This is a genomic window from Stenotrophomonas sp. ZAC14A_NAIMI4_1 (genome assembly GCF_003086915.1).
In the GTDB taxonomy this organism is placed as follows: Bacteria; Pseudomonadota; Gammaproteobacteria; order Xanthomonadales; family Xanthomonadaceae; genus Stenotrophomonas.
In genome coordinates this window covers 2,450,625-2,464,371 of the sequence record NZ_CP026002.1, presented here as the reverse complement: position 1 = coordinate 2,464,371, position 13,747 = coordinate 2,450,625, and the positions used below count along the sequence as shown (strand labels likewise).

General features: G+C 67.5%; 13 protein-coding genes and 1 pseudogene. 6 read left to right on the top strand and 8 right to left on the bottom strand.

Going from position 1 to position 13,747, the window contains the following annotated elements:
• Positions 1-26: 26 nt before the first annotated feature.
• The 5 genes and pseudogenes from C1926_RS11235 to C1926_RS21490 all read right to left on the bottom strand — a co-directional run.
• A complete protein-coding gene (locus C1926_RS11235; RefSeq protein WP_108759244.1) occupies positions 27-3,224 on the bottom strand; it encodes a CusA/CzcA family heavy metal efflux RND transporter in 3,198 nt (1,065 codons plus the stop codon).
• A 10-nt stretch (positions 3,225-3,234) separates the two neighbouring features.
• Positions 3,235-4,440, bottom strand: coding sequence for an efflux RND transporter periplasmic adaptor subunit (locus C1926_RS11230; RefSeq protein ID WP_108759243.1), 1,206 nt, complete (start codon positions 4,438-4,440; stop codon positions 3,235-3,237).
• A complete protein-coding gene (locus tag C1926_RS11225; protein WP_108759242.1) occupies positions 4,437-5,690 on the bottom strand; it encodes a TolC family protein in 1,254 nt (417 codons plus the stop codon). Before C1926_RS11225 ends, C1926_RS11230 begins: the two co-directional genes overlap by 4 nt.
• Positions 5,691-5,746: 56 nt before the next feature.
• Positions 5,747-6,082: a hypothetical protein gene (locus tag C1926_RS11220; RefSeq protein ID WP_006402574.1), complete on the bottom strand. Its 336-nt coding sequence runs from the start codon at positions 6,080-6,082 to the stop codon at positions 5,747-5,749.
• 182 nt (positions 6,083-6,264) lie between these two features.
• Positions 6,265-6,342, bottom strand: a pseudogene (locus C1926_RS21490) (RidA family protein); the annotation flags it as partial.
• Positions 6,343-6,483: 141 nt separating this feature from the next.
• Here C1926_RS21490 and C1926_RS11215 point away from each other — a divergent pair.
• The gene (locus C1926_RS11215; protein ID WP_159095089.1) at positions 6,484-7,104 is read left to right on the top strand and encodes a hypothetical protein; all 621 of its coding nucleotides are present in this window, start codon (positions 6,484-6,486) and stop codon (positions 7,102-7,104) included.
• Between the two features lie 74 nt (positions 7,105-7,178).
• On the opposite strand, the gene C1926_RS11210 is transcribed toward C1926_RS11215, so the two are convergent.
• Positions 7,179-7,568 carry a RidA family protein gene (locus C1926_RS11210; protein WP_049396045.1) on the bottom strand — a complete coding sequence of 130 codons (390 nt, stop codon included), beginning with the start codon at positions 7,566-7,568 and terminating at the stop codon, positions 7,179-7,181.
• Positions 7,569-7,676: 108 nt separating this feature from the next.
• Between C1926_RS11210 and C1926_RS11205 the strand changes: the two genes are divergently transcribed.
• A complete protein-coding gene (locus tag C1926_RS11205; RefSeq protein ID WP_108759240.1) occupies positions 7,677-8,570 on the top strand; it encodes a LysR family transcriptional regulator in 894 nt (297 codons plus the stop codon).
• Between the two features lie 55 nt (positions 8,571-8,625).
• Positions 8,626-9,135 carry a DNA polymerase III subunit epsilon gene (gene dnaQ / locus C1926_RS11200; protein WP_079224295.1) on the top strand — a complete coding sequence of 170 codons (510 nt, stop codon included), beginning with the start codon at positions 8,626-8,628 and terminating at the stop codon, positions 9,133-9,135.
• A gap of 20 nt (positions 9,136-9,155) precedes the next feature.
• Here dnaQ and C1926_RS11195 read toward each other — a convergent pair whose 3' ends face one another.
• Both C1926_RS11195 and C1926_RS11190 read right to left on the bottom strand, forming a co-directional pair.
• On the bottom strand, positions 9,156-10,004 hold the full coding sequence (locus C1926_RS11195; RefSeq protein WP_159095088.1) for a hypothetical protein: 849 nt from the start codon (positions 10,002-10,004) through the stop codon (positions 9,156-9,158).
• A 166-nt stretch (positions 10,005-10,170) separates the two neighbouring features.
• Complete coding sequence (locus C1926_RS11190; protein ID WP_108759238.1) at positions 10,171-11,409, bottom strand: glycosyltransferase; 1,239 nt, start codon at positions 11,407-11,409, stop codon at positions 10,171-10,173.
• Positions 11,410-11,692: 283 nt separating this feature from the next.
• On the opposite strand from C1926_RS11190, the gene rpmB reads away from it, so the two are divergent.
• The 3 genes from rpmB to cls all read left to right on the top strand — a co-directional run bounded on the left by rpmB (position 11,693) and on the right by cls (position 13,704).
• Positions 11,693-11,929 carry a 50S ribosomal protein L28 gene (gene rpmB / locus C1926_RS11185; RefSeq protein WP_005411638.1) on the top strand — a complete coding sequence of 79 codons (237 nt, stop codon included), beginning with the start codon at positions 11,693-11,695 and terminating at the stop codon, positions 11,927-11,929.
• Between the two features lie 10 nt (positions 11,930-11,939).
• Positions 11,940-12,107, top strand: coding sequence for a 50S ribosomal protein L33 (gene rpmG, locus C1926_RS11180; protein WP_170272460.1), 168 nt, complete (start codon positions 11,940-11,942; stop codon positions 12,105-12,107).
• 178 nt (positions 12,108-12,285) lie between these two features.
• Positions 12,286-13,704, top strand: coding sequence for a cardiolipin synthase (cls, locus tag C1926_RS11175; protein WP_108759237.1), 1,419 nt, complete (start codon positions 12,286-12,288; stop codon positions 13,702-13,704).
• Positions 13,705-13,747: the final 43 nt, after the last annotated feature.

Below are 13,747 nucleotides of genomic sequence, written 5' to 3'. Positions count from 1 at the left end.
GGAAAGGGCTCCGACCCCAACACACCTCAACGCTTCACCACCCGCGCAGCAAACGTCGGCAGCACCAGCAACGTCAGCACCGTGGCGGTGATCAGGCCGCCGATCACCACCGTCGCCAGCGGCTTCTGCACCTCCGCGCCGGCACCGCTGGCGATGGCCATCGGTATGAAGCCGACGATGGCCACCAGGGCCGTGGTCAGCACCGCGCGGATGCGGCTGGCGGCACCATTGATGGCCGCCTGCATCGGCAGGTCACCACCCTCCAGCCGCTCGCGGATCGCCTGCATCAGCACCAGGCCGTTCAAGGTGGCCACGCCGGAGACCGCGATGAAGCCCACCGCCGCAGACACCGAGAACGGCATGCCACGCAGCAGCAGGGCGAGGATGCCGCCGACCAGAGCCAGCGGCACGCAGCTGAACACCAGAAGGGCTTCCTTGCCGCTGCGCAGGGCCATGAACAGCAGGCTGCCGATCAGCAGGAACACCACCGGCACCACCGTCGCCAGCCGCTTCTCCGCGCGCTGCAGGTTCTCGAACTGGCCCCCCCAGCTCAGGTACGCACCCGGCGGCAGCGCAACGTCGGCCACCGCCGCCTGCGCTTCGCCGACGAAGCCACCCAGGTCGCGGCCGCGCACGTTGGCCTGCACCACCACACGGCGGCTGCCATTGTTGCGGCTGATCTGGTTGGGCCCCTCGCTGACGCTGATGCGTGCCAGCGAGGACAACGGCACCACCAGGCCTGCAGGCGTGGCGATCGGCAGCGAGGCCAGCTGGTCAGGATCATTGCGTGCGGCATCGTCCAGGCGCACCACCACATCGAAGCGGCGGTCGCCCTCGAAGATCCGGCCGGCTGCGGTGCCGCCGATGCCGGTGGACAGCGCGTCACTCACGTCCGCCGCAGTCAGCCCGTATTGCGCGGCCGCGACGTGGTCGATCTTGACGTTGAGCGTCGGCAGGCCGGAAATCTGCTCGACCCGCACATCGGCCGCACCTTGCACCGCACGCAGCTTGAGTGCGACCTGGTCGGCCACCTTCTGCAGTTCAGCGAAATCATCGCCGTAGATCATCACCGCCAGATCGGTGCGCACGCCGGAAATCAGTTCGTTGAAGCGCAGTTCGATCGGCTGGCTGAACTCGAAGCTGTTGCCCAGCTGCTGTCCGGCCAGTTTCTCGAAGCGCGCCACCAGTGCGTCTTTGCCCAGCGTCGGATCGGGCCAGTCCTTGCGCGGCTTCAGCACGATCACGCTGTCGGAGATGTTGGTCGGCATCGGGTCGATGGCCGCCTCGGCGGTACCGGTGCGCGAGAACACGGTTTCCACTTCCGGTTGCTGGGCAATCGCCTTTTCCAGCGCCAGCTGCATGGCCAGTGACTGCTCCAGCGAGGCGGACGGTACGCGCAGGGCCTGCATCGCCACGTTGCCTTCGTCCAGGGTCGGCATGAATTCGCGGCCCAGCAGCGAGAACGAACCGATACCCACCACCACCATCATCACCGCACCGGCCAGCACCGTACGCGGGCGGGCGACCGCGCTGCGTACCACCGGCTCGATGCGCGCACGCAGCACGCGGATCAACCTGGTTTCGTGCTCGCCGCCGTCGGCATGTGCATCGCCGTCCTTCGCCTTCGGCTCGCGCACCAGCAGCGCAGCCATCGCCGGCACGAAGGTGAAGGAGAAGATGAAGGCACCGACCAGGGCCAGCATGAAGGTCGCCGCCATCGGGTGGAACGTCTTGCCCTCCACACCTTCCAGCGTAAGGATCGGCGCGAACACCAGCAGGATGATCAGCTGTCCGAACGCCGCCGGCCGCGCCATCTTCATTGCCGAATCGGCGGCCACGCGCAGGCGCTCCATCGCGGTCAGCGCACGCCCCAGCTCAGCGCGGCGCTGGCCCAGCATCAGCAGCGTGGACTCGATCACGATCACCGCGCCGTCCACCAGGATGCCGAAATCCAGCGCGCCCAGGCTCATCAGGTTGCCGCTGATGCCGAAGCGGTTCATGCCGATCACCGCGAACAGGAACGACAGCGGAATCACCAGCGCCGTGATCGCCGCCGCGCGCAGGTTGCCCAGCAGCAGGAACAGCACCACCACCACCAGCAGCGCGCCCTCGGTGAGGTTCTTGGCCACGGTCCTGATGGTGGCATTGACCAGTTCGCTGCGGTCCAGCACCGGCACTGCGACGATGGACGGCGGCAATGAGGCATTCACCTGCTGCAGGCGCGCGGCGGCCGCCTGCGCCACGGTGCGGCTGTTGCCACCGGCGATCATCAGCGCGGTACCGAGCACGGCTTCGTGGCCGTTGCGGCTGGCCGCACCCAGGCGTGGCGCACGGCTCAGGGCCACCTCGGCCACATCCGCCACGCGCACGACCATGCCGTTGCGCGTGGCCACCGGTGCCTGCGCCAGATCGTCGGTGGTCAGCGCCAGGCCATCGGCACGCACCACCAGGCCCTCGCCGGCACGCTGCACGAAACCGGCACCGGCCTGTACGTTGGCGCGCTGCAGGGCAGTGACCAGGTCCGCCAGACCGAGGCCGTGCGCGGCCAGCCGGGCGCTGTCCGGGTGCACGCCGTACTCCTTGACGTAGCCACCGACCGTATCGACACCGGCCAGCCCCGGGCTGGAACGCATCTGCGGCGCGATGATCCAGTCCTGCACGGTGCGCAGGTAGGTGGCGCGTTCTTCCGGCGTGCGCAGCAGGGTGCCCTCCGGCGTGCGGTAGACCTCACCGGCCTGCCATCCGGCCTCACCGGGCCTGGCCAGCGTAGCCGGATCGAACGCGGTGAAATCCACCGTCCACATCAGCACCTCGCCGAGGCCGGTGGTGACCGGTGACAGCATCGGCGCAGCGCCGTCGGGCAGGTCACCGGAGGCTTCGCGCATGCGCTCGGCCACCTGTTGGCGGGCGAAGTAGATGTCGGTGGCATCGGTGAAGATCGCAGTGACCTGCGAGAAGCCATTGCGCGACAGCGAACGCGTGGTGGTCAGGCCGGGAATGCCGGCCAGCGCGGTTTCCAGCGGGTAGGTCACCTGCCGCTCGATCTGCTCCGGCGTCAGCGCCGGCGCCACCGTGTTGATCTGCACCTGGCGGTTGGTGATGTCCGGCACCGCGTCGATCGGCAGCTTGCCCAGCTGCAGCAGGCCCACGGCCGCCAGCAGCGCGGCGGCGAACACCACCAGCCAGCGGTGGCGCACCGCTGTTTCAATGATCAGCTTGAACATGGTCGCCTCCTCAGTGGCCGTGCTCGGCTTCGCCCTTGGCCAGTTCGGCCTTGAGCAGGAAGGCGTTGGCACCGGCGATGCGCTCGTTGCCGGTCAGGCCGCCGAGGATCTCGATGCGGTCACCGGCACGGCGGCCGGCCAGCACCGGCTGCGCCCTGAAGCCGCCGTCGACGGCGACGAACACCGCGCTGCGGCCATCGACGTTCTGCACCGCATCGGCGGGGACGCTGAGCGAGCCCTCCTGGCCTTCGGTGACCACTACGGCCGATACCGGCGAACCGGCCGGCGGCAGCGCAGCGTCCACCGGCCTGGCACGGATCACCGCGACGCCGCCCTGCTGGCGCACATCGGCGGCCGACCCGGTGACGGTGGCGGTGAAGCTGCCACCCGGCACGCTCACTTCCAGCGTCATGCCCGGCGTAACCTGCGCGGCCAGCGCCGGTGGTGCGGTGAACACCAGCTCGTTCATCGCCGGATCGGCGACATCGGCCACGACGCTGCCGGCAGCGACGACGCCACCCGGGGTGACCTGCACGTTGCCGACGATGCCGGCTACCGGGCTGGTGATGCGCACGCGACCGCTGCTGTCCGGCGAACCGTTGGCGGCGGCCTGGGCCTGCGCGGCGGCGGCCTGGGCCTGTGCCGCCAGCGAACGTGCGCGCGAGGTTTCCATTTCCTGGCGGGCGACCACGCCCTGGTCGACCAGCGCCTTGTCGCGGCCATAGGCCAGGCGCGCGGCTTCGGCTTCGGCCGATGCGGCCAGCGCATTGGCGCGGAACACCGCGGCCTCGCCACTGACCACGATGGCCAGTGCCTGGTTCTGCTTCACCGCCGTGCCCGGCGCGACCAGCACGCGCTCGACGCGGCCGGTCACCGTGGAGGCCACCGAAGCGCGGGCGCCCACGGTGGGCTCGACCCTGCCGGACAGCCGGGTCGAGCCACCACCACCGCGACCGATCGCAACCACTTCGATACCGGAGGCCTTGATCTGTTCCGTGGTCAGCGCAACCACGCCTTCGTCGGCGTCGGCAGGGGCCTTGGCGGCTTCCGCCTTGGCTTCCTTGCTGTCGGTCGCGTGGCCATGGCCATCGTCGGTGCCCGCCTTGGCCGCGGCGGGGTCTTCATTTGCAGGTGTCTGCGCGTTGCCAGCGCAGCCGGCCAGCAGGACGGTCAGCAGCACGCCGCCGATCAGCGGGAAAGTACGGGAGAGAGTCATGGGGCCTCCACAAAAGGTGCGCGCCCTTCAAGGCGGGCAAGATCGATTTCCGCGCCGACGCGCGACAGGCGCGCGTCCACGGCGGTGCCGCGGGCGGCGATGAGAGCGCTGCGGGTGCTGCGCAGTTCCAGCTGCGAGATGCGTCCGGCATCGAAGCCGACGCGGGCCAGGCGATACGCCTCTTCGGCGGCAACCACGCTTTCATCGGCGGCGCGGGTCCGGCTGCCGGCGGCTTTCAGTCCGGCTACGGCGGACAGGCGTGCGGCCTCGCTGTCGCGGCGCTGCTGGTCCAGGCGTGCTTCGGCCGCGCGCTGGTCGGCATTGGCGGCGCGGATGCCACCGCGGTTGCGGTCGAACAGCGGGATACTGAGGCTGACCCCGAGGTTGTAGGCACGCTCGCCGCCTTCGCGGAAGCGGGTCTGCGCGGCGGTGACGCTGAGGTCGGGCAGGGCGCGCTTGCGCTCCACGTCGACCAGCTTGCCCGCCGCATCGGCTTCGGCTTCGGCGATGCGCACTGCCAGTGCCACGTCGGTGGCGCCACGCGGCAGCGGCGGCGCACGGTCGAGCAGGCTGTCGTCGATCGACTGCACCGGCGCATCCAGCAGCGCGGCACCGGCCAGGCGGGCCAGCGCGGCATCGCGGAAGGCCTGCGCCTCATCCAGTGAAGCACTGGCGTTGGCCACTTCGCTCTGCGCCTGCACCGCGCGCAGTTGCGGTTCGCGGCCCTGCTTGACCATCGCGTTGACGGCGTTGGCGTCATCGCGGGTGAGGGTCAGCGCTTCTTCGGCCAGGGTGTAGCGGCGCAGTGCACTTTCCGCCTGTGCGTAGACCACCGCGAGCTGGCTGGCCACATCGCTGCGACTCTGCGCGCCACGCAGGTTGGCCGCCTGTGCTTCTGCGCGGGCGGCACGGACGCGCGCGCCGCGCTGGCCCCAGACCTCCAGCGGCTGGGACAGGGTGAGCACGGTATCGGCCTTGCCCATGCCGCCATAGGAGCCGGTGCCCCAGGCGTTTTCGGCGGAGTAGGAAAGGGAAGGGTTGGGCAACGCACGGGCCTGGTCGGCGCGCGCGTCGGCGGCCTCGGCCAGCGCCGTACCCACACGGGTGCCGGGCAGCTGGTCCAGGCGTTCAAGCAGGGTGTCGTAGGAAGGGGCGGCTTGTGCCGACGCCTGCATTGCCGGGGCCAGGCCCAGCAACACGGCGACGACCAGCCCGGCCGCGCGCGGCGACCGAGGTGTCAGGATCGACATAGGGGGATTCCGGTTGTGAGTGAAACGGGAGCCCGCGATTGCGGGACGCGCTCAACTCACGCCCGGGGGGGACGCGTCAATTCATCCTGGGCGACCGCATAGGTCGCCACGTCGCCGGCATTCATCCAGCGCGCCGGCAGCGGCGTACCGAAGGCGGCGAAATCGTTCGCTGGCAGGCTCAGCGTGGAGTGATGGCAGTGGTTATGCGTGCAGGCACCCGTGTGCTTGCTGTCGCTGTCACCGCCTGCATCGTCCGCAAGGGACTCGACATGGGCGCTGCTGGCATGCGGTTCCACCGCACACACCAGTGCGTCGGCCACCGGCACGACCACGAATGCCGCCATCAGCAGCATCATCAGGTACGTACGCAGTTGGCGGGTGATCCGGCGCATGGAAGGGAGGCTAGCAAGCGGTTTTCGCCGGATACAATATCAATGGCCACCTCGGGAATTCGTCGGAACCTCCCGTTCAGGTGGGCCGGGCGCGGGGGGGTCCTGCCCTGGTGGGTGTCGACCTTGGTCGACACGCTTTTCGACCCCACCACGTTGCCGGCCAGCGGCCGGCACTACCCGTGTCACGGCAGCTTCGCGATCACCTTGATCTCGAACTGGAACCCGTACAGCCAGGTCACGCCGATACCGGTCAGGGTCGGGAGGCGGGCGTTGCCTGGCAGATCGCACCGGGTCCAGGCCATGCGCACCAGCGCCTGCTTGTCGGAATTGGCTCTTGGTGGGAAAGGTCGGGGCCGGGAAAATTCCGGCAACACGCCGCAGAAGCCCAGAGAATCGACTCGATGAACTACTACGCGCTATCGCAGGCAAATCCGCCAGGATGCCCCTCGTACTATCTGGACGCTCAGCTTCACGACAGGTTCCATCCTTTCCATCCTGCTGTTTCCCATGGCCGATTCCCTTGGTACGCCAGGGCCAGAACTGACACGGCACGGGTCTTCACCGACACCATGGTGCTGGTTGGCCCTGAGGCGAGTCATTCCCACGACATCGTCCGCATTACCTCGCACATCTACATTGCAAGCCAGAAGTTCCTGGCAGCCTGCCTGAAATTTGATGCCAGGATGATCGACTTCAGGGGCATCCCTCATGTTTCAGAGAAGGGATGGACGACTTCGACGAGTGAGTACAGTGCCATCATTTTCCATGAGACCAGCCTCTCCTCCGTCGCCTCTGAGGAAAACCAGATGGCGTATAGCAAGTATGGAGAGTCTCGCAGGATCAAGAAGCTGCGCGTGAAAAGCTCCTTCAAAGAACACTTGTTCCGGATTGAGAACATGGAAGGCTCCAGCAATACCTTGATCTGCTCGGAGGACTTTCGTGCCTACGTCGGGGATAGTCTCAGCGGCGTCGAATTTGTCGATACCACTGATGCGGAGTGGCCGCGAATCAAGCCGATCTGACTAACCCGGCGACCTGAAAGCAGGCGAGCGAAGGCCATCGCCCGTCGTTGCCAGCCAGCGGCCGGCATCACCCTTCATGGCAGCTTCGCGATCACCTTGATCTCGAACTGGAACCCATACAGCCAGGTCACGCCGATACCGGTCAGGGTCGGGTGCGGCGCCTCGCCCCAATATTCCGGCACGATCGCCCAGGCCTTCTCGAAGTTGGTTTCCGGATCGACCAGGAACACGGTCACGTCGATCACGTCATCGAACGTGCAGCCTGCGGCGGCCAGCACCGCATTGAGATTCTCGAAGGCGCGGCGCACCTGCGTTTCGAAGTCCGGCTCGGGCGAGCCGTCCTCGCGGCTGCCGACTTGGCCGGAGACGAACAGGAAACCGTTGGATCGGATCGCCGGCGAGTAGCGGTTGCGCTCGTACAGGGCCTGGCGGCCGGCGGGGAAAACGACATCACGCTGTGACATGGGGAAGATCCCGTGGGAGAGAACGCCATCCTCCGCGCCAGCGCTGTCTGGATAAACCGCGATGATCGGCCTAGATTGATTGCCAATCCCAAATAATCCTGGCCCGCCATGGACCGTTTCGAGGCGATGCGGGCCTTTGCCCGGGTGGTGGAGACCGGCAGCTTCACCCGCGCCGCGCAGACCCTGCAGATCAGCCGCACCACGGCCACGCAGCTGGTGCAGCAGCTGGAGGCGCACCTGCGGCTGCGCCTGCTCAACCGCACCACGCGCCGGGTCAGCGTCACCGCCGACGGCGCGGCCTACTACCCGCGCATCGCCCGCCTGCTGGCCGAGCTGGAAGAGGTGGAGGGCGGGCTGGGCGACGCGGCCACCCAGCCGCGCGGACGCCTGCGCGTGGATGTGCCGGGGCCGTACGCGCAGTTGCGGCTGGTACCGGTGCTGCCGGATTTCCAGGCGCGTTACCCGGAGATCCAGCTGGATATCGGCGTGAGTGACCGCGAGGTCGACGTCATCGCCGACAACGTCGATTGCGTGATCCGTGGCGGCACCCCGGCCGATCCGGCGCTGGTGGCGCGGCCGCTGGCCAGCCTGTCGATCGGCTTCCACGCCAGCCCCGCGTACCTGCAGCGCTTCGGCGTGCCCGCGCACCCGCGCGCGCTGGAAGGGCCGGACCATCACATGGTCGGTTTCCTCAGCCCGCGCACCGGCCGTGCACGTGTGTTCATCGCCCAGCGCGGTGATGAGCGCATTGAAGTGCAGGGCCGTCATGCGGTGGGCTTCGACGATGGCAATGCCTACCTCGCCGCCGGCGTGGCGGGCCTGGGCGTGGTCGCGCTGCCCAGCTACATGGCCGAACCGCATGTGGCCCGCGGCGAACTGCTGCCGGTGCTGCAGGACTGGCAGCTGCCGCCGATGCCGATGCACGTGATGTTTCCGCCGAACCGGCACATGAGCCAGCGGCTGCGGGTGTTCATTGACTGGGCGGTGGAGGTGTTGGGGTGACATACGCGGGGCATGCGAAAATCATCACTGCACGCACCAGGAAACCGCCACACGCATGAGCCGCATCGTCGCACTGGATACCGAAACCACCGGCATCTCCCATCGCATGGGCCACCGGGTCATCGAAATCGGCGCGGTGGAACTGATCGATGGCCAGCTCACCGGCCGCCAGTTCCACACCTACCTGCAGCCGCAGCGCTCGGTGGACTGGGGCGCGCAGCGCGTGCATGGCATCAGCGATGCGATGCTGGTGGGCAAGCCGCTGTTCTCCAGCAAGGCCGCCGAGCTGCTGGAATTCCTGCGTGGCAGCGAGATGGTCGCGCACAACGCCACCTTCGATGTGGGCTTCCTCGACAACGAGCTGCGCCTGGCCGGCATGCCCGGCAGCCTGGCGCAGTACTGCCGCATCACCTGCAGCCTGAAGCTCGCGCGTGGGCGCTGGCCCGGGCAGGGCAACAAGCTGGACGACGTGCTGCAGCGCCTGCGCATTCCCGGCAACCGCGGCCTGCATGGCGCGCTGAAGGATGCGCATCTGCTGGCCCAGGTGATTCCGCACCTGCGGTGATGGCGCCTTGGCGGCCGGCTCTAGGCGTCTGCAGGGGAACGCAAAGACAGGTTGTCGTCATGGACATGATTGAACCTGCAGATCTGTTCAATGTGTTGCCGGGCCTCTGTTGAGAACCAGCCAAGAATTTCCACCAGATGTCGGTGTTTCTCCCGCAGATCCCGATGAAAGGTGATGGGTTCATGGTGGAACACGCGATTTCGCAGGGCGCGCGCGCTTTCGACGCGACTTTGAACCTTTGCCCTGGTTCTCCAGGACTTGGGGACGCCAGGCAGAACAGAACCGAGGAGAGCAGGCCAGGCTGCCCTTCTTCCATTTTCATAGGCGAAGTGAAACATCCCGCACCAGAAGCCGAAGCCGAGCTCTGCAACTACTCGATCCGGATCATGGGGTTTGTTGCGCTTCGAGAGCTTTGCTTTTGCATCCAGGACCATGGCTGCATGGTTCGCATTGAGCCAAGTCTGTTCATACCAATCGGGCGCCCCGAAGTGCTGGCTGAAAGCGTTGTGGATGCTGTTGCGCATCACCACCTCCAGCATATGAAGCACTGGATACATCGCCTCGCACAGCATCATGTTCCTGGCGTGCCTTGCAACGGCCTCGATGCCCGGATTTCCATATGAGTGGGCTTCGGGTGCCGCCCCTTGAGACTGGGCGGCGGTGGCAGATGCCTGCCGGGCGTTCAAGGCCTCGGCCAGCGCGGATCCCAGCGCCCCCGCGGGTGCTTGATTGACGGGATTGACCACAACGGCGACGGCGGATGCAGTTGGCAAGCCGTAAGATGCCAACCTGACCGATGACACTGCCGCCACCACCCCGTCAGCGGCCTTCACATCAATGAGCGATGCCCAATAGGGACTCTTGAACATGATGTGATCTTCCCCTAGCATCGCCAGCGCATACCCCGGCTAGCTCCTCTCCTCACATGCTTCTCGTGAGTGATGGGTCCGGGGTTTTTTATTGTTGGCCAAACGTCCGTGTGTTGTGCTCACCCTGGAATTTCATGGGCTGGGCAAGGGGTCTGGCAAAGCCTGTTCAACGTTCTACAGCAACGTCAGTCGGGCGGTAAGGTTGAATTCCGTCAATCGCGGCGACTGCGGTGCCCACGCCATCCTCGCTGGCCATCGCCGCGCCCAGTGCTGCCGCACGTGCACGCGTAGTGCTGTCCTCGGCGAATGCAATCGCCTCCGCCAGCGAGGCTGCATCCAACCGCTTCGGTGACAGCGGCGCCGGCGCAACACCCAGCGCCTGCAGGCGCCGCGCCCAGAAGAACTGGTCAGCGGCAAACGGCATCACCAGCGAAGGAATGCCGGCGCGGCATGCCGAATGGGTGGTGCCGCTGCCGCCGTGGTGGATCGCCAGCGCGCAGCGCGGGAACAGCGCTTCGTGTGGCATCGGGCCGAGCACGAACACGTTCGCTGGCAGCGCACCTGCCGGCAGCCCGGCCCAGCCCGGAAACAGCAGCACGCGGCGCGGCGCCAGCGCCTGCAGCAAGGCCGGCAGCACACGCTCGCGGTCGAAGCCGGTCATGCTGCCGAAGCCGAGATAGACCGGCGCGGGCCCGGCGTCGAGGAAGGCCTGCAGGTCGGCGGGTGGCGACCACGGTTGTTCCGGCATCCGCCATTGCCCGCACACCACATGGTCGGCCGGCCAGTCGGCCGGTGGCGGCAGCAGCTGCGGGGAGATGCCGTACAGCATCGGCAGCCCGGACCAGAGCGTGCGGCGCGGCGGTTGCCCCAGTGCGGCGCGCGCGGCGTTGATCGGCCTGCGGAAGGTGCGCCAGACCGCCTGGTTGACCAGCCCGTAGCTGGCCCGGCGCAGGATGGCTGGCAACGGCATCGGCGGCAGGAAGGGCGACGCGAAGGCGCGCGTCGGTGTCAGCGGAATCATGCCGGTGCCGATGGCCGGCAGACCGTGGCGCTCGGCCACGCTGAGGCCGACCAGCGCGGCCAGGCCGCCGGTCAGCACGGCATCGCAGCCAGCGGCGGCCGCATCGGCCTGCGCCATCCAGGCCGGCACGTGGCGGCCGGCCATCCGCGCCAGGCCGCGCGAGGCGGCGGCCAGGTTGTTGCCGCGTGCCACCAGGGCCACCACTTCGTCGTGGATGTCGCCTTCCAGCGCCGCGTGCGGCACGCCCAGCTCGCGCGCGCTGCCCAGCGTGCCCTGTTCGGCAAGCAGCAGTACCTCGTGGCCGGCCTGGCGCAGGCCATGGCACAGCATCACCAGCGGCCGGGTGTCGCCTTCGGTTCCATAGGTCAGGGCCAGCAGTCGCATCGGGGGCTTCGCGGGTGGGGCGGCCAGTATGGCCAGCCCCGCCATGAACGGGGCGTGCCACGTTCAGTCGCCTCGCCTGTGGGTAACTTGCGCAAGTGCTTGAACCCGTGCATAATGCGCGGCTCGCTGTGTCCGGTTTTCTACCGGGCGGCGCCCCCGGGAGCACGTCCCCGGCCGCCCAACGCCAGCGTAACCCTTTGATTCTCTTGACGTGTGGTGGGCAACCACCGAGGCCGCCGTCTCCCGGGCTACGGGCTGACACAACTTACTATCGAGGTGCGCAATGTCCCGCGTATGCCAGGTTTCCGGCAAGCGAGTGCAGACGGGTAACAACGTCTCGCACGCCAACAACAAGACCCGTCGTCGTTTCCTGCCGAATCTGCACGAGCGCCGCTTCTGGGTTGCCAGCGAGAACCGCTGGGTGAAGCTTCGTGTTTCCGCGCATGCACTGCGCACCATCGACAAGAACGGTATCGATTCCGTTCTGGCTGAGCTGCGTGCGCGCGGCGAAAAGGTCTGAGGAGTAGACGATCATGGCAGGCAAGCGCGATAAGGTCCGTATGATTTCGACCGCTGGTACCGGTCACTTCTACACGACCGACAAGAACAAGAAGAACACCCCGGGGAAGATGGAATTCTCCAAGTACGATCCGGTCGTGCGCAAGCACGTCCCGTACAAGGAAGGCAAGATCAAGTAATCCGCAAGGATTGCTGGTCGCTTCCGAAAGAACCCGCCCTCGTGGCGGGTTTTTTTGTGCCCTCGCCCCGGTAGATGCCAACCTTGGTTGGCACAGTGGTTCAAGGCAGTCGAGCATGGCTCGACTCTACAAGGGGGGCTGGGCAGAATGGCCCCCACACCTCCCGACGGGCGACGCGATGCTGTTCGAGTGGCTGCTGGGTTCGTACCTGCTGTTGATCGACTGGCTGATCCGGCTGGTCGCGCTGTGCTGGATTCCCACCCGCACCACGCCAGGGGCTGCGCGCAGCTGGCTGCTGCTGGTCGGCTTCGTGCCGCTGCTGGGCCTGCCGCTGTACCTGCTGTTCGGCCACCCGTGGCTGTCGCGCGAGCGCATCCGCCGGCAGGCCGAGGCGTCGCAGGTCATCCGCGAGGAACAGGCGCTGCAGCGCCGCCTGCGCTGGACGCCGAAGGCCGACACCGCCTGCGCCGAGATCGTGCCGCTGGTGCAGCGCCAGGGCGATTTCATGCCGGTGCACGGCAACGCGGTGGATCTGCTCACCGATTACGACGAATCGCTGCACACCCTCATCGCCGACATCGACCAGGCCGAGGACCGCGTCCACCTGCTGTACTACCTGATGTTCGACGACGCCGTGGGCGAGGCCATCGTCGAAGCGCTGCAGCGCGCCGCCGCGCGTGGCGTGCAGTGCCGCGTGCTGCTGGATGCGGTGGGCGCCAAGCGTGGCCTGCGTGCCTATCGCAAGCGCCTGCAGGCGCGTGACATCGAAGTGCGGGCGATGCTGCCCGGCGGCCTGCGCTGGCGCCGCAGCGGGCGCATGGACCTGCGCAACCATCGCAAGATCGCGGTCATCGACAACGAAGTGGCCTACATCGGCTCGCAGAACCTGGCCGGCCCCCGCTTCGTGCCCGGCCACCCCAACCGCGAACTGGTCGCGCGCGTGCGCGGCCCGGCGGTGGCCCACCTGGAGGCGGTGTTTGCCAGCGACTGGTACATGGAAACCGGGCAGCGCCTGGACGTCATCGCCGATGTGCCGGTGTGTGGCGATGACATCGCCACCCAGCTGCTGCCGAGCGGCCCGGCCTACCCGTACAGCAACGCGCGCGATGCGGTGGCGGCCCTCATCCACCTGGCGCGGCGGCGGCTGGTGATGGTCACCCCGTATTTCGTGCCCGACGAAGCGACGCTGAGTGCACTGCGCATCGCCGCGCTGTCCGGCGTGCAGGTGCAGCTGATCCTGTCGGCCAGCAACAACCAGCGGCTGACCTCGTGGGCGCAGGAGGCGTACTACGACGAGCTGCTGCGCTGTGGCGTGCAGATCGCCCTGTACGAGCCGCAGTTCCTGCACGCCAAGCACATGAGCGTGGACGAGGACATCGCCGTGCTCGGCTCGATCAACATGGATATCCGCTCCTTTGCGCTGAATGCCGAGATCGGCCTGATCTGCTACGACCGCGCGCTGGTGCAGCAGCTGTGCGCCATCGAGGACGACTACCTGCGCCAGTCGCGCCTGCTGGACCTGGAGCAGTGGCGCAGGCGCCCGGCCTGGCGCCGCAGCCGCGAAGGCATCGCGCGGCTGGCCGATGCGTTGATGTGACGCAGCGGTAACCGCCCGCTCCCGCAACCCGGGGCGTCACCTG